This is a genomic window from Dehalococcoidia bacterium (assembly GCA_041649635.1).
GTDB lineage: Bacteria > Chloroflexota > Dehalococcoidia > E44-bin15 > E44-bin15 > JAYEHL01.
The window spans coordinates 198,200-213,465 of the sequence record JBAZMV010000002.1 but is presented as its reverse complement, the minus strand read 5'-3'; the positions used below and the strand labels follow the sequence as shown (position 1 = coordinate 213,465).

The following is a 15,266-nucleotide window of genomic DNA, read 5'->3' as shown; positions in this document are numbered from 1 at the left end:
ACGAAAAAGAAGACGGCCCCCAAGATATACGCCATAGTCGAGAGCGGGGGCAAGCAATATAGGGTGGCGCCCGGCGATGTCATCGAAGTCGACCGTCTTGACACTAAAGAAGGCGGCGCTATCGAGCTGGACCGCGTGCTGCTCGTAGCCGAAGGCAAGAAGGTCAAGGTGGGCACGCCCGTGGTGGAGGGCGCCAGGGTTACAGCGGATGTTGTGAATGAGTTCAAGGACAAGAAGATAACGGTCTTCAAGTACAAGAGCAAGACGCGCTACCGCAGGAAGAAAGGGCACCGCCAGATATACACCAAGATAGCTATCAAGGAAATATTATCATAGGATACTGGGAGTAAGGTTATGGCACATAAGAAAGGCGGAGGAAGCACCAGGCTGGGCCGTGACAGTAAAGGCCAGCGGCTGGGCGTAAAACGGTACGGCGGAGAGAAGATACAGGCCGGCACTATCATCGTGCGCCAGAGGGGCACCCGCATTCGGCCCGGCGTTAACGTGGGCTTGGGCCGGGATCACACCATTTACGCCAAGATAGACGGCTACGTGAAGTTCGAGCCGTTCGCGAGACACCAGAGAAAGGTCAGCGTTTACAACTCATGAAGAAGGATATACATCCCAAGTACGTGGAGTGCGAGGTCTCATGCTCCTGCGGCAATAAATTCCAGACCGTATCGCTGAAACCCACGATAAGGGTAGACCTGTGCAACAGGTGCCACCCGTTCTTTACGGGCGAGCAGAGGATCGTGGACACGGCGGGACGCGTGGAGCGGTTCCAGAAGCGCTACGGTAAAAAGAAATAGCCTGAAATCGAAGAGATCTCAAAGCGGCTGCGTGACAGCCGCTTTTTATTTTACTAATCGCTCTTGATATCCCTGTAGAAGCAGCTCTCCTCACCGGTGTGGCAGGTCGGGCCCACGGGGTCGACTCTAATGAGGAGGGCATCTTCATCGCAGTCCTTGAGTATTTCACGCACGTTCAAGAAGTTGCCGGAGGTCTCGCCCTTCTGCCACAGATTCTGCCGGCTCCTGCTGAAAAAACATACCTTGCCAGTCTCAATCGTTATCTTTAGCGATTCCTCGTTTATATAGCCCAGCATGAGCACCTTGCCGGTGTCCGCGTTCTGTATTATCGCCGGTATCAAACCTTTACTGTCATACTTAAGCATGGCTCCTCCAGTTGCCGGATATTGTTAAAACGGATTGGATTAATCGTTATCAACCCCTTAATATTTCGGTCATTGTGTAGGGGCGACCCTTGTGGTCGCCCACAGCGGGCAGGTACAAGACCTGCCCCTACATCCCCTGGCGCCCCTATTGGCGGACGAGGCGACCTCGCCCCTACGGGGACCTCTTCTATTAGCTGCCGCTGATGGCTTCCAGCGCCTTCTTTAAATCGATGTGCCCGGTATATATGGCGCGCCCCACAATCGCACCCTCGACGCCGAGAGCGGCCAGCTTACTAAGATGCTCGATTGAGCTTATGCCGCCGGCCGCGATGATTTTAACATCGACCTTCGTCATCAGTTCCTTTATAGCGGCGAAGTTCGGCTCGGTAAGAGTGCCGTCGCGGGCAATGTCGGTATATATCACACGGCCGATGCCGACGGATTGCATGTCCCTGATCAAATCGACCGCCGTTACCTTACTGCTCTCGAGCCAGCCGCGCGTCGCCACATATCCGTCGCGGGCGTCCACTCCTGCGACAATACGCTCCCCGAACCGCCGGCAGGCTTCTTTTACCGTGTCCCGGTTCTCGATGGCCGCCGTGCCAAGTATCACCCGTCCGACACCGGCTCCAAGCAATTTCTCGATCGACTCTATGGTCCTTATGCCGCCGCCGACCTCGACCGGGATGTTAACAGCGCTGGCTATGGACGATATCGCATCGAAGTGGCATATCTCGCCCTTTGCCGCTCCGTCCAGGTCAACGACATGTATTCGCTTCGCCCCCAGCGAAAGCCAGTGTTTGGCGGTATCGACGGGGTCTTCGGAAAAGACTGTCTCCTGTTTGTAATCGCCCTGATAGAGGCGCACGCATTTGCCGCCCCTCAGGTCTATTGCCGGTATTATCTCCATATTCTTACCCATGAAATCGCCGACGCGACAGAATTCTGACAGAAGCCGCTGATAAAATCAAGGCGATGTTCTCACATCGCCCTGAAGCATTCGACTCGAATTACGATTCGGATACTACGACGGCAGTCCCAGTCCCCTGCCCGCGATGATGTTGCGCAATATCTCGTTGGTGCCGCCCTGGATCGTATAGGCCGGCGAGAAGATACAGGATTCCGCCGGACTTTCACGGAAGGCTGCCGGAACGCCCTTTGATCCCTGTCTCAGCGTGCCGTACAGTCCCGGTATCTGCGTGGCCGTATGCGCCAATTGCTGCTCGAACGATGTCGAGAAGGCCTTTGCCAGCGCCGCCTCGGTGCTTGGAATTTTGCCCTGATCAAGAACCCAGGCCACGCGGTAGGTCAGCAGCCGCCCCGCCTCGAAGGTTATGAACAAATCGGCCACGCTCTGCCTGGCCAGAACGCTTTTCGACAAAGGCTGCCCGTGGTAATCGGTCTCTTTTACATATTTCACGATATCCTCAAGCAGAGGATAATTGGTCATCAGGCGTTCCACCCCGCTGCGCTCATAGTCGAGCTGCTGAGCGATTTGATAGAAGCCCTTATTCAAGCCGCCGACCAGGGTGGTCTTAGGTATACGAACATTGTCGAAAAAGACCTCATTATAGTGATGTCCGCCGGTCATGTCGATAAGAGGCCGCACATCGATGCCCGGGATCTTCATATCGATGATGAACTCGCTGATGCCCTTATGCTTGGGCGCCTCCTGATCCGTCCGCGCCACCAGGTAGATATAATCGATGTGCTGCGCGCCGCTGGTCCAGACCTTTTGCCCGTTGATCACATAGTAATCGCCATCGAGCACTGCCTTCGTCCTCAGCGACGCCAGGTCGCATCCGGCCTCCGGTTCGCTCATGCCGATGCCGAAGCACAGCTCGCCTTTAACTATACGCGGCAGGAAAAAGTCCTGCTGCTCCTTGGTGCCGTGTTTAAGTATCGACGGGCCCATCTGCCGATCGGCGAACCAGTGCGACGCCGCCGGCGCGCCGTACCGAACGAGCTCTTCAGTTATGACAAGTCTGTCGATATAGCTCTTGCCCTGTCCGTGATGTTCCTTGGGCCAGCAGTATCCTATCCAGCCTTTCTCCCCCATCTTCCTGGAGAACTCTTTTGAATAGCCCCCCATCCAGGCATCGCAATGCGTTGTAAAGGTGCCCTTCTTCAACTCGTCATCAAGAAACGAGCGTACTTCTTTTCTCAGTTTTTCCTGTTCTTCCGTGAACTTGAAATCCATCGCTTGTTATCCTCCAAGTCATCACATCGACCGGTAATCTCTATCGGAGAATGACAGTGCTCTTGTTTACAGGTTGATGTTGGAATATTTTCTCGGCGGCCTGACAACCGTCTTTGTCTCCAGAAGGTCCAGCGCCTTGTTTATTATCTTCCTGGTATCGCTGGGCATGATGACGTCATCAATGAACCCTCTTTCAGCGCCGCAGTAGGGATTCTCGAAGAGCTTGCGGTACTCGCCGATGCGCTTGGCCTTCATCTCCTCAGGATTAGCCGCCTCTTTTATCTCTCTGGCGAAGATGATGCTGGCCGCCGTCTCGGCGCCAACTATGCAGACCCTCGCTCCCGGCCAGGCGAACATGAAATCGGCCCCCGTATCCTTACAGCACATCCCGGTGTAAGCGCCCGCGTAAGACTTGCGCACGATGACGGTGATCTTGGGCACGGTGGCGTCGATGTAGGAATAGATCATCTTCGCGCCGTGCCTGAGTATGCCCTTCCACTCCTCGGCCGAACCGATCCAATAGCCGGGGACATCGTGCAGGTTTATAAGCGGTATATTGAACATATCGCAGAACCGCACGAACCTGGCGATCTTATCCGCCGCGTCGCAGTCTATAGCCCCCGCGGCAAAGGAAGGCTGGCTGGCCACTATGCCCGCGGGGCGTCCGCCGAACCTGGCAAACCCCACGATAACGTTAGGAGCAAAATCCGCGAATATCTCAAAGAAATACCCGTTATCTACGATTCTGTATATTATTTCATGCATATCGTAGGCCGTCAGAGGATCGTCGGGGACCATATCGTTAAGTTCCGGTATCTCCCTGTAAGGATCGTCATCCGGCTCGCGGTATGTCTTGCGGCGCTCTTCCATTTTATTATTGGACGGAAGGAAATCAAGAAGCGCCTTGGTCTTATCCAGACAGTCCTGGTCGTCCTCAGCTACCACATGCGTTTCACCCGACTTGATAGCGTGAGCCTCTATGCCGCACAGAGTATCCAGGTCTATCTCTTCTCCCGTCTGCGTCTTAACGAACGCCGGACTGGCTATGCCCATCCTTCCCGTCCTGCGGTTCTGAAAGACAAAGTCCTGCATCACGGGGTGATAGGCCTGACCGCCGATGCAGGGGCCCATTATCAGCGCTATCTGGGGAATGATGCCGGAGGCCAGTATCTGAGACCTGAAAAGCCAGGCATAGCTCTGTAGCGTGTCCATTCCTTCCTGGAGTCTGGCCCCTGCCGAGTCGTTCATGCCGACGAAGGGCACGCCCATGTCCTTGGCCATGGTGATAGCTTCAGAGAACTTCTTGCCGTGGTATTCACCGAAGGTGCCGGCCATCGTCGTATAATCCTCGGCGGCGGTCATCACTATCCTGCCGTTGACGCGCCCGAATCCTACTATCACTCCCTCCGCGGGAAACTCTTTCTTATCGAGCCCGAAAGCAGTAGTGCGATGCTTTACGAATAATCCTATCTCGGTGAACGTCCCCGGATCGAAGAAGTAATCTATTCTTTCCCTAGCGGTCCAGCTGCCCCGTTCATGCTGCTTGCCTATTTCCTTGGCCCCACCCATCTGCAGGACCTTATCACGTTTCTGCTTGTATTCTTCAAGGATTCCCATCCAGTGTCCTCCTGACGCAAAAACAGCCTTCGGCTGTAATATATACTAGAATTTCTATAGCTAATACCTATTCAAAGCACCAACGTATTATAGCATGCGCCTCCGCTAATTTCTATATAATAAAGCTAAATAATAAAGGGTGCCCGTCATAATTCTGGACACCCTTTATGTAAACTATTTGACTCTGATTAAAAGTTGTTTATTTAATATTCGAGTTCACCAACTCTGTTTTCCCTACCACTCACCGTACATAAAGTCATCATATGAGATTTCTGTAGCACTGGCGGCTGCTGCGGGAAGCGTGATATTCACAGGCTGGTTGATATCGGTGAACGTCATGGTCATATCCATAGTAACTGAATACTTCTCTCCCAGAATATCCATCTCCATGATCATGCTGAAATATAACTGAACAGGATAATAGGAGGCCTCCTCAACCCAAACCATACATTCGGTATCCTTGATCATGTCGACCAGTTGTTCGGTACTATAGTATTCCGTCTCATCCATATCGGTCGCGCCCAATATGGCGTTCCAGTTTGGGACAACTTCTATCTTATAGCAGTTGGACCCGCCTATATTCTGCATAGCTAGATAGTTAGCCTCTACGAACCCCTCTAAAAGCTCCAGCTGCTGAGCGGTAGGATTCTGCTGTTCCCATATATCCTCTGTAAGTTGCGTCTTAATCCAACTTGTACTATAGTCGGGATCGATCATGTATAACCAGCCATCCGTTATATACATCTGCATGGTGTAATCAATATCGGGCGCCGTCATGGTCATATACATTGCTTGATTAGCCTCATCCATAGCGCCGGACATTTGCATTGCGAGTGACTCACCCATCATGCCGGTCTCAACCGTGGCGCTAAAGCGAGCGGAATTAAACGTTGTGGTTTGAGACGCGGCCAGTATCTCCCCGCCGGTCATGCCGTTGGGCGCCACCCCTCCCCCGCTGCAGGCAACCGCCCCCAGGATAGACACAACGCAAAGGACAATTACTGCCAGAAATCTAGCCTTCATGGAAGTCCTCCTTTGTTAATCAATAATCGAGAATATGATAGCATACATGCCTAATTAAGTCAGCTTAGAATCACAAGCAGCGTTTAATTGACATTAGAATATGCCGTTGTTACACTGGAATCGAACGTAATGCGCCCCCCTTTAATGATAGTTCGATATGAGCGATACATTTTTTACGCAAGGACTGATACAGGTCTACACCGGCAACGGCAAAGGCAAAACTACAGCCGCGCTGGGACTGGCCGTGAGGGCCCTTGGACATGGCGCGAAGGTCCACATTATCTTCTTTATGAAGGGACCATTCCCGTACGGAGAGCGCGAGATTCTCTCAAAGCTGCCTGATTTATCGTTCGAGGTTTTCGGTTTTGATCGCCTTACCGACCCTGATAACGTTACAGAAGATGAGAAGGAACAGGCCCGCCTTGCGCTCAGCGCCTCCGCGTCGGCGATACAGAGCGGGAATTACGACCTCGTCATACTTGATGAGATCAACGTAGCATCCGCGTGGAAGCTGATCGACGTTCAGGACGTAGTCGATATAATCAGCGCTAAACCGCCCTCGGTCGAGGTCGTTTTGACCGGTCGCTATGCCGACAAGATGATAACCGACGCGGCGAACCTGGTCACGAATATGGATGAAGTTAAGCATCCGTATCGTCAAGGCATAAAAGCGAGAAAAGGAATAGAATACTAAAATTCGACGGGAAGTCTGATATATTGAGCAAGCCCAAACTTCTTCTAGCCACCAATAATCAAGCCAAGGTCCGCGAGTATGCCAGGCTTCTCAAAGGCATACCCTACCGCATTGTATCGCTTAAAGATATCGATATCAGCGAACAGGTAGAGGAAACCGGAGCGTCTTTCGAAGAAAATGCCGTACTTAAAGCAGAACGGTATGCCCAGTTAAGCGGTCTGATTACCATGGCCGACGATTCCGGGCTTGAGGTCGATGCGCTGAACGGCGAACCGGGCGTGCGCTCGGCGCGATACGCCGGAGAAGACGCCTCGGACGCGGAACGCATCGACTTCCTGCTGAACAAGCTGGCCGGCATTCCTTGGGATAAGCGCAACGCTCAGTTCAGATGCGTCATCGCTATAGCTCGACCCGACGGCAAAGTGCAAACCTGCCAGGGGCAATGTCGCGGCGTACTAACCTTTGCGCCTCTGGGTGATAAAGGCTTCGGATACGACCCCATATTCTACCTGCCTGAACTGCACAGGACCATGGCTGAGCTCCCGATGAGCCGGAAGAACGCCGTAAGCCACAGGGGGAAAGCCGCCGATGAAGCGCGTAAAATCTTAAGCGACCTTTATAGTATATAATTAAAGTATATGGTAGAAGTATCCGACAGTTTTCATAGACATATAGACTATCTCAGGATATCGGTCACCGACCGGTGCAATCTGAGATGCGTATACTGCATGCCTGCCGAGGGTGTGCAGAGCCTGCCGCACAGCGATGTTCTCCGTTACGAAGAGCTTGCGGCCGTGGCGCGGGCAGCGGCTGCGATAGGGATCAACAAACTCCGGCTGACCGGCGGTGAACCCCTGGTAAGGCTGGGATTGACCGATCTTGTCAAGATGCTCTCTCAGATCGAAGGAATAGATGATATAGCTTTAACAACGAACGGGATTCTCTTAAAACAATACGCATCCGAGTTGAAGGAAGCAGGTTTGAAACGGGTAAACATCAGCCTCGATTCGCTGAATAAAGAGCGCTACCACAGCATTACTCGTACAGGACGGCTAGCCGATGCCATTGAGGGAATTGAGTTCGCAAAAGAAATAGGACTAGACCCTGTAAAGATCAACATGGTGGTCATCAGGGATATCAACGATGACGAGGTTGCCGATTTCGCAAGTCTTTCCATCGAGAAAGGCTGGCATGTCCGCTTTATAGAACCTATGCCATTCGTTGACAACAAGACATTCTCCTTCGTCCCCATTAGCGAAATTATCGAGCGTTTGAAAGTATTTGGCGAGTTGAAACCACATTCTACAAGCAACGGCAACGGACCCGCCAGGTATTTCAAGTTCCCGGGAGCAAAGGGAACAATAGGATTCATAAGTCCGATGAGTGAATGTTTCTGTTCCTCATGTAATCGATTGAGGCTGACGGTGGACGGAATGCTGCGTCCATGCCTCATGAGCGATCGTGAACTGGACTTAAAATCGGTACTGCGTAACGGCGGGACATTTGACGATATCAAACAATGCCTGTTACGCGCTATTGAGGCTAAGCCGGAACGCTACACGTTAGTTAAGGGGCAATATCAAAAGGGAAGGGCTATGTGCCAACTGGGAGGGTAGGATGACAGAACAAACCAGAATGATAGATGTAAGCGATAAACCTGTCACGAATAGGGCCGCCTTAGCCAAGGGACGCGTTGTTATGCAGCCCGCTACGCTCGACATGCTCAGAAACGATAAGCTGCCCAAGGGTGGAGCGCTTACGGTAGCTCAAGTGGCGGGGATTACGGCAGCTAAGAGCACGTCCCAGTTGATTCCCATGTGCCATCCTTTGCTGCTCGATGAAGTCAAGATCGAATTCGAATTCGGCGACGGATGGGTCGATATTACCGCACAGGTGAAGTGTGCCGGTAAGACAGGAGCGGAAATGGAAGCGATGACCGCCGTTTCCGTGGCCGCGCTGACCATCTATGATATGTGCAAAGCGGTCGAGAAAGGCATTCGGATAGAGAATATACGACTGTTGAAGAAGAGCGGAGGCAAAAGCGGGGAAGTTGTACTCGAATAAGTAATCCCTTGGTTAATTTAAGGATTGAGATATTTGTGAAATAAATAACAATAGTCAGTAAAATGTATTGCACCAGGATTTTTGATATGCTATACTTTACGCGGTCTGTATCGATGGTGCGAGGCGGTTTTATCAAATCTTAAGGATAGAAAGATTTCATGAAACAGGAACCAGATACACTGAATAACGGTGAATCACCGACCTCCGGGTCAAAAGATATTAATAGAAAAACAAAACAAAAGAAGGAAAAGTCCGGGCGCTTACTATTAAGCAGAAGGACTTTTCTTGGCGTTTCGGCCGCTGCGACCGCTGCCCTGACAGCCGGTTTCGCCATCAAACGCCCCGAAGCGCAGTTCTTGTCCCCTTCAGACAGCATCTACGAAACTTTCACCGAAGAGTGGATTCCCACTTCATGCCTGAACTGCCCTACCCGTTGCGCGACCATAGTGAAAGTGCAGGAGGGCGAGGATATCAGGGCCGTTAAAATCAACGGCAATCCCCTATCAAAAGTATCGGATGGAAAGACATGCCCGCGCTGTAAAATCGGACTGCAAATATTATATGACCACAATCGCGTCAAAACCCCCTTAAAGCGAACCAATGCACAGAAAGGCAAGGGGATCGACCCGGTCTGGGAGGCAATTACCTGGGGCGAGGCCTTGAACGAGATTTCTTCTAAGCTGAAATCTCTAAGGTCTTCCGGAGCACCTCATAAACTAATATTGTTCGACGGACTAAACAGCAACAGCAATGAAGATTTAATCCGTAGATTTGCCGAAGCGTTCGGCACACCGAATGTCATAACAGGCGACGCACTTGATGACGAAGCGTCAAAGGCCGGCGAATGGATGGCCGACGGCCACTATACGCTCAGCGCATACGATCTTGAGAACACGAATTATATCCTCTCTTTCGGCGCAAGTATCATAGAATCCCAGAAGCCGCTTGCGCGCAACCTACGTATGTGGGGCAAGATGAGGCGCGAGAAGGCTATGCGCACAAAGATCGTGGTTGTAGACCCTCGGTATTCGGTCACTGCGGCCAAGGCCGATACATGGATACCGATAAAGCCAGGCACGGACGCTGCCCTGGCGATGGCCATAGCAAATGTCATTATCAGTGAAGGCTTATACGATTCGAATTTCGTGAGCAACTGGACAAGCGGTTTTGAGGAATACAAGAATCTGGCCCTCAGCCAGTATAGTCCTGAGTCGGTTGCATCCATTACCGGCATTGATGCCGATGTCATCCGTCAGATAGCAAGAGAGTTCGCCGGGTCCAAACCCGCAATCGCGTGGCGCGGAAGGGGAGCCACCTGCTGGCCCAACGGCTCCTACACAAGCTACGCTATATTCTGTCTGAACGCCCTGGTCGGCAGCATCGACGTACCCGGCGGAGTTATATATCAGGAGTATCCTTCATATACGGATATGCCCGCGATTATTAAGGATTCGATAGCGGAGACCGGGAATTCTCAAGATACTATTGATCTCAGGGGCAAACAGAACTTCATTGCCGCCAAGATGGTAACGAACCAAGTAGCGGATTCGATATTAGGCGATAATCCTTATGCCGTCGAAATGGCTATAGGCTTCAACAGCAACTTCAATATGTTCGCACCCGGCACCGGACGCTGGAACCAAGCGATGGCAAAGTTGCCTTTCTATGTCCATATTGCACCTTCTCTAACTGAGATGTCGGAATTCGCCGATATCGTGCTGCCGGCGTGCACGCTGCTGGAGGATTGGGCTTACGAGCACTGCCCGCCCGGCTCCGGCTTCACCGAGGTTAAGATAAAGCAACCCGTGATAGAAAAAATGGAAGAGTCCGTGGCTCTTGGCGATATCATTTTCAACCTGGCCGGACAGGTTGGCGATAGCGTAGCCGAATCATTTGTGAATATAGGCGACAACGCGGAAGGATTCGTTAGATACCGCACGGAGAACTTAATATCATGGAACGAGTTCCGCAATAAAGGCGTCTGGGTTGGACCCGATTACGAGTTTAATAAATACGATGCGATTTTCGCAACTCCGTCCAAGAAATTCGAGTTCTATTCGGGCAACCTGAAGGCACTGCTTGAATCATCGGGGTCAAGCACTATCGACAACATAGCCTGCCTGCCTCACTACACCGAACCGGAATTCGAGGGTAATGCAGGTTCGTATCCTCTTAACCTGGTAACATACCAGCCCGTTTTAAGTATTGAAAATGGTAGTCAGAACTATCCATGGGCTCAGGAGTTGTACCTGGTAATGCACGGCTACGGCTGGAAGAATTTTGTGGAGATCAATAAAGAGGCCGCCGACGAACTTAAGATCAAAGACGGCGATGAAGTGTGGGTGGAATCGCCGGTGGATAAGATCAAGACCAAGGCCCGGGTGTTCCACGGAATACATCCCGAAGTGGTAGCAATAGCCCGGGGGCAGGGTCACTACTATGATGGTGAGTGGTCCAATGAAATAGGCGTTAATCCAAATGACATCACCAGTGTCCATTACGATAATATAAGCGGACAATCAGCTTTCTTTAATACAAGAGTGAAAGTATATAAGGCGTGAGGCGCTAAATGGCAAGATGGGGAATGATAATAGACCTGGATAAGTGCACCGGCTGCCAGGAATGCACAATAGCCTGTAAGGAAGAAAATAATGTGCCGCATGGTTCGCTTGAGGAGCAGATTCATAGGCAGGATCCATATTGGCACAAAGTAATCGCAGCCAGTGAAGGCGAATATCCTACAGCAAAGGTCGAAATGGTTCCGATGCCCTGCATGCACTGCGACAATCCTGCCTGCGTAATGGTATGTCCCTGTAAAGCAACCTATCGTCGAAACGACGGAATCGTCATGCAGAATTTCCGAAGATGCATTGGATGCAAATACTGCATGGTTGCCTGCCCGTACGGCGCCAGGGCTTACAATTATAAAGAGCAAGAGGATGTACAGTATAATCGGATTGATCCGCCTTTAAGAAGGGATTTAATAGGAAACTGGCCTTTTCCTCACAGGGCACACGGAATGGTTGAGAAATGCACTTTCTGTTTCCATCGAATTGAAAAAGCATTGATGGATGGACAAGAGATTGGTACCGAGGTTGTACCTGCATGTGTTGAGGCGTGTCCGGCCCATGCCAGGACATTCGGTGATTTAGACAATCCCGACAGCGAAGTATCGAAATTACTATCAAACAGAACTTCAATAATACTTCGAGAGGCTATGGGCACTCAGCCCAAAGTACATTATTTAACTAAGTAAGGTGAATCTGTGGAACTGAATTTTGTATCCGTAGAAGGTCATTCCAAGAACTATAAGATCGCTGTAGGCGTTCTCGCCGGATTATTCCTGTTAGGCCTGATCTGTTACGGCATTTCATACTATAAAGGCCATTATCTATTCGGCAGCAGCAATGTAATTCCATGGGGTTTTCCCATAGTGCTCACCATCTATTTCATTGGACTAAGCGCCGGTTCATTGATACTCTCGACCCTTGTATATGTATTCGGACAGGAGAAATACAAGCCTATCGGCAGAATGGCCGTTCTGCTGGCAATCGTATTGATATTCGGCGCATTGATCGGCATCGCGATAGACCTGGGCAGGCCGGAGAACTTCTGGCGCCTGTTCATGTTCTTCTACTGGAACAACATGACATCCATGTTCGCTATCAACGGCATTTTGTACAGCGGCTATTTCATAATCAGCATTGCATACCTGGGTATCATCCTTTCAGGCAACAAGGCATGGATGAAGAGATGGGGCATTCTCGCTATAGGATGGGCTGCCTTGGTGCATATGGGGACAGGAGCCATCTTTGGTTTTATGGCCGCCCGGGAAGCCTGGTTCACTCCAATAAAGCCATTAGAGTTTCTAACGTGCGCTATCACCTCCGGCTTGGCTCTTCTAATAGTAGTACTTGTACTGACAATGAAATTCACCGGCCGCGATCTACGTAAAGATATGGTTGTATCTTTAAGCCGTTTATTAATTATGTTTATCTGTATATTAGCTCTGCTCATATTCCTGGATAAAATGACTCACTTATATTCACCTGAAAGAGCGGCCGTCATGTTTAGCTTGACCGGTCAATATGCCTGGATATTCTGGGTTCTGCAAATCGGCCTTGTTGTTGTATTACCATTGATAATTCTCTTTAATAAAAAACTCAGGACGGTTAATTGGATATTTATAGCTTCTGTATCCGTAGTCATAGGTATATTCTTTGAGAGATACTTCCTGGTTATTTCACAAGCAGCCTTCCCTCAGCACTACTATCCCGGCCACATAGAGGGAGTATACGGAGCAGTGGGAACTTTTGCCATAACACCCGTGGAAATGGGAATCACTCTTGGTATTTTCACAATGGTAGGTTTATTATTCTTGTTGGGCTTGAAATTCCTAAAAGCCTTACCGGAAAAGACAGCCGAGGAGCTGGCAGCTGAAGCTGCTAAGCTGGCCCCTCCAAAAGCTGAAGAACCATTAAAGACAGAAGCTTCTCCGAAAGCAGCGGAATCTTCGGCAGCGGACGCTCCTCAAAAAACCGAGGAAGCTGCAAAGACGGATGCTCCGTCAGAAAATACACATGCAAATCCTGATGAGAATAAATCATCATAGTATAGGATATTTAATAAGAAAAGGACGTAGAATAAAGTAGGTTGCAGTGTCTGGGTGCGGAGTTATTTTGTGTGAATGTAACGGAGCTCTTGAGAGAAGAATATCTCTACAAGAGTTGAGCCATTTTATTCATGATACTGATCCGAGTCTAGAAGTAATTACAGGCAACAATCTCTGCAAACGCCATGAACTGCGCCTCCTCATGGATAGCGTTAATATCCGTCCTGTAGTAATAGGAGCTTGCGACAAGATACGGAACAAAGCTAACTTCTGGCAAGATGTCGATGTTGACGACAGCAGCCTTTGCTTCACAAAAGTTTTAAATATACTGAGCGAATTATCCTCCGACTTTTCGGATGCCGAAATATCGGATAGGATCAAACTCCTTCTGGCGTCACAGATTTCAAAAGCTTCTACATGCGGTGACATTTCTCAGGAGAACCTAAAGTTATGTTTCTCTCTTTCCAAAACCGAGATCACTCGACGGAATCTGGCAACTTCGCTGTTGCCGCGGTATGAAGTAATACCGGCCATTTTACAAGATGATTGTCTGGGAGATTCATGTAAACTATGCGCGGATATTTGTCCTGCCGGAGCAATAGCGTCTTCCTATAACGCACTACAAATCGATAAATCTTCTTGCACCGGCTGCGGCGCCTGCGTTAATGCATGCCCCAGAGGAGCGATATCTTATCCGGGATATTCCACAGTGGAACTGGAACGGGAAATCGAAGCACTGCTTTCCAATCGCGCTGAGCTTCCATATAGAATAATAGCAATCTTCTGTCAATCGTGCTTTGACAATGACGATACCGATATAAAAAACTGCCCGCCCAGCATATTCACCATTAAAGTGCCTTCCCTGTCAATCGTCTCACCTTTACTGCTGTTAAACGCCTTTAACATGGGTGCCGACGGCATAGCGCTTATTCACGATGAAGAATGCTGCATCAATAAAACGCCTCGGCAATCTTTAGCTAATACTATCAATTTCGTACAGCAATTACTCGACCGCTGGGGAATAGATAAGAACCGTATCAAATGTATAAATAAGGTCGATATTGAGCTGAATGGCAATCTGCGCCAGTTTACCAACTATGTAGTAGCATCAGGACATACACAATTTAAGTCTGCGCCAGGTTCAATGACTTTTGAAGGCATGTACAATCTGGCCGCTATTATCAAGGAGATGGATTCAAAGCTCCGAATTACAAACGAAGACATGTTATCAGGCGAAGACGTGCCTTTCGAAATTGTAACTATCGATTCGGCACGCTGCACTGGCTGTAATGTTTGCGCACAGAACTGTCCTACAGGTGCTATATCAACTCGAACGTCAGGCGATCCGCCTACTTTTAAACTGATCTTTAATCATGATAAATGTATTGCCTGCAACCTTTGCGTGAACAAATGCCCCGAGGAATGCATGAAGGTTAGTAAAGCACTCGATTTCGCCAGGTTAAGCAACGTCGGGGAAACTATATTTGAGAATGAATTCATACATTGTCGCAATTGTAATAAACCTTACGCATCGAAATCGATGGTCGATGCACTGAAACGCAAGTTGGAGGACTCAGGGGTCTCAGACGCTGAATGGACTGAATACTGTCCGTCATGTAGAGTGGTAATTCAACAAAAGAGATGAGTGAAAAAGATGGATACATTTCTTAGAGTAATAGCCGTTTTGATTGAAGTAGGATTATTGGGAATAGTGTTTTATTCAATTTTGGCAGGAGTAAGGTTGATACTTTTTGACCTTGGTATTAAACAGCAGCATAACAAGCTAGTAACGCTCTTTATCGCTGCAGCCGGATGTTTGTTTCTGGTTTTTCTATTCTCACACCTGTTTACTTTCTATCCTGAGATTTAGCATATGCACAGT

16 protein-coding genes and 1 pseudogene are annotated in these 15,266 nt (G+C 49.8%); 12 read left to right on the top strand and 5 right to left on the bottom strand.

Annotated elements, in window-relative coordinates; all coding sequences use genetic code 11:
- Window positions 1-24 precede the first annotated feature (24 nt).
- The 3 genes from rplU to rpmE are packed head-to-tail and all read left to right on the top strand — an operon-like array spanning window position 25 to window position 809.
- Window positions 25-336 (top strand): 50S ribosomal protein L21, encoded by a 312-nt coding sequence (gene rplU, locus WC562_04935; GenBank protein ID MFA5055503.1) that lies wholly within the window; start codon window positions 25-27, stop codon window positions 334-336.
- Window positions 337-354: 18 nt separating this feature from the next.
- Window positions 355-609 (top strand): 50S ribosomal protein L27, encoded by a 255-nt coding sequence (rpmA, locus tag WC562_04930; GenBank protein MFA5055502.1) that lies wholly within the window; start codon window positions 355-357, stop codon window positions 607-609.
- Window positions 606-809 carry a 50S ribosomal protein L31 gene (gene rpmE / locus WC562_04925; protein ID MFA5055501.1) on the top strand — a complete coding sequence of 68 codons (204 nt, stop codon included), beginning with the start codon at window positions 606-608 and terminating at the stop codon, window positions 807-809. Before rpmA ends, rpmE begins: the two co-directional genes overlap by 4 nt.
- Window positions 810-880: 71 nt before the next feature.
- Here rpmE and hisI read toward each other — a convergent pair.
- The 5 genes and pseudogenes from hisI to WC562_04900 form a co-directional block, all read right to left on the bottom strand.
- Window positions 881-1,174: pseudogene (hisI, locus tag WC562_04920) on the bottom strand (phosphoribosyl-AMP cyclohydrolase).
- 190 nt (window positions 1,175-1,364) lie between these two features.
- On the bottom strand, window positions 1,365-2,084 hold the full coding sequence (gene hisA, locus WC562_04915) for a 1-(5-phosphoribosyl)-5-[(5-phosphoribosylamino)methylideneamino]imidazole-4-carboxamide isomerase (protein MFA5055500.1): 720 nt from the start codon (window positions 2,082-2,084) through the stop codon (window positions 1,365-1,367).
- A gap of 114 nt (window positions 2,085-2,198) precedes the next feature.
- Window positions 2,199-3,374 carry an acyl-CoA dehydrogenase family protein gene (locus tag WC562_04910; GenBank protein ID MFA5055499.1) on the bottom strand — a complete coding sequence of 392 codons (1,176 nt, stop codon included), beginning with the start codon at window positions 3,372-3,374 and terminating at the stop codon, window positions 2,199-2,201.
- A gap of 66 nt (window positions 3,375-3,440) precedes the next feature.
- Complete coding sequence (locus tag WC562_04905; GenBank protein MFA5055498.1) at window positions 3,441-4,991, bottom strand: acyl-CoA carboxylase subunit beta; 1,551 nt, start codon at window positions 4,989-4,991, stop codon at window positions 3,441-3,443.
- 234 nt (window positions 4,992-5,225) lie between these two features.
- A complete protein-coding gene (locus WC562_04900; protein ID MFA5055497.1) occupies window positions 5,226-6,014 on the bottom strand; it encodes a DUF6612 family protein in 789 nt (262 codons plus the stop codon).
- Between the two features lie 157 nt (window positions 6,015-6,171).
- Between WC562_04900 and cobO the strand changes: the two genes are divergently transcribed.
- From cobO to WC562_04855, 9 genes are all read left to right on the top strand, one after another.
- Window positions 6,172-6,708, top strand: a complete 537-nt coding sequence (gene cobO, locus WC562_04895) for a cob(I)yrinic acid a,c-diamide adenosyltransferase (protein MFA5055496.1) — start codon at window positions 6,172-6,174, stop codon at window positions 6,706-6,708.
- A 23-nt stretch (window positions 6,709-6,731) separates the two neighbouring features.
- Window positions 6,732-7,337: an XTP/dITP diphosphatase gene (locus WC562_04890; protein MFA5055495.1), complete on the top strand. Its 606-nt coding sequence runs from the start codon at window positions 6,732-6,734 to the stop codon at window positions 7,335-7,337.
- Window positions 7,338-7,346: 9 nt separating this feature from the next.
- Entirely contained in the window at window positions 7,347-8,324 is a 978-nt protein-coding gene (moaA, locus tag WC562_04885; protein ID MFA5055494.1) for a GTP 3',8-cyclase MoaA, read from the top strand.
- 1 nt (window position 8,325) lies between these two features.
- Window positions 8,326-8,772, top strand: coding sequence for a cyclic pyranopterin monophosphate synthase MoaC (moaC, locus tag WC562_04880; GenBank protein ID MFA5055493.1), 447 nt, complete (start codon window positions 8,326-8,328; stop codon window positions 8,770-8,772).
- A 158-nt stretch (window positions 8,773-8,930) separates the two neighbouring features.
- Window positions 8,931-11,333, top strand: coding sequence for a molybdopterin-dependent oxidoreductase (locus WC562_04875; GenBank protein ID MFA5055492.1), 2,403 nt, complete (start codon window positions 8,931-8,933; stop codon window positions 11,331-11,333).
- A gap of 8 nt (window positions 11,334-11,341) precedes the next feature.
- Window positions 11,342-12,028 carry a 4Fe-4S dicluster domain-containing protein gene (locus WC562_04870; protein MFA5055491.1) on the top strand — a complete coding sequence of 229 codons (687 nt, stop codon included), beginning with the start codon at window positions 11,342-11,344 and terminating at the stop codon, window positions 12,026-12,028.
- 9 nt (window positions 12,029-12,037) lie between these two features.
- Window positions 12,038-13,384 (top strand): NrfD/PsrC family molybdoenzyme membrane anchor subunit, encoded by a 1,347-nt coding sequence (gene nrfD, locus WC562_04865; GenBank protein MFA5055490.1) that lies wholly within the window; start codon window positions 12,038-12,040, stop codon window positions 13,382-13,384.
- Between the two features lie 67 nt (window positions 13,385-13,451).
- Window positions 13,452-15,029 carry a 4Fe-4S binding protein gene (locus WC562_04860; GenBank protein ID MFA5055489.1) on the top strand — a complete coding sequence of 526 codons (1,578 nt, stop codon included), beginning with the start codon at window positions 13,452-13,454 and terminating at the stop codon, window positions 15,027-15,029.
- The gene (locus WC562_04855; GenBank protein MFA5055488.1) at window positions 15,030-15,254 is read left to right on the top strand and encodes a hypothetical protein; all 225 of its coding nucleotides are present in this window, start codon (window positions 15,030-15,032) and stop codon (window positions 15,252-15,254) included.
- Window positions 15,255-15,266: the final 12 nt, after the last annotated feature.

Excerpts from the sequence above, each read along its gene's own strand:
- rpmA (MFA5055502.1), top strand. The coding sequence starts at position 355 with ATGGCACATAAGAAAGGCGGAGGAAGCACCAGGCTGGGCCGTGACAGT.
- rpmE (MFA5055501.1), top strand. The coding sequence starts at position 606 with ATGAAGAAGGATATACATCCCAAGTACGTGGAGTGCGAGGTCTCATGC.
- hisA (MFA5055500.1), bottom strand. The coding sequence starts at position 2,084 with ATGGAGATAATACCGGCAATAGACCTGAGGGGCGGCAAATGCGTGCGC.
- WC562_04910 (MFA5055499.1), bottom strand. The coding sequence starts at position 3,374 with ATGGATTTCAAGTTCACGGAAGAACAGGAAAAACTGAGAAAAGAAGTA.
- WC562_04905 (MFA5055498.1), bottom strand. The coding sequence starts at position 4,991 with ATGGGAATCCTTGAAGAATACAAGCAGAAACGTGATAAGGTCCTGCAG.
- WC562_04900 (MFA5055497.1), bottom strand. The coding sequence starts at position 6,014 with ATGAAGGCTAGATTTCTGGCAGTAATTGTCCTTTGCGTTGTGTCTATC.
- cobO (MFA5055496.1), top strand. The coding sequence starts at position 6,172 with ATGAGCGATACATTTTTTACGCAAGGACTGATACAGGTCTACACCGGC.
- moaA (MFA5055494.1), top strand. The coding sequence starts at position 7,347 with ATGGTAGAAGTATCCGACAGTTTTCATAGACATATAGACTATCTCAGG.
- moaC (MFA5055493.1), top strand. The coding sequence starts at position 8,326 with ATGACAGAACAAACCAGAATGATAGATGTAAGCGATAAACCTGTCACG.
- WC562_04875 (MFA5055492.1), top strand. The coding sequence starts at position 8,931 with ATGAAACAGGAACCAGATACACTGAATAACGGTGAATCACCGACCTCC.
- WC562_04870 (MFA5055491.1), top strand. The coding sequence starts at position 11,342 with ATGGCAAGATGGGGAATGATAATAGACCTGGATAAGTGCACCGGCTGC.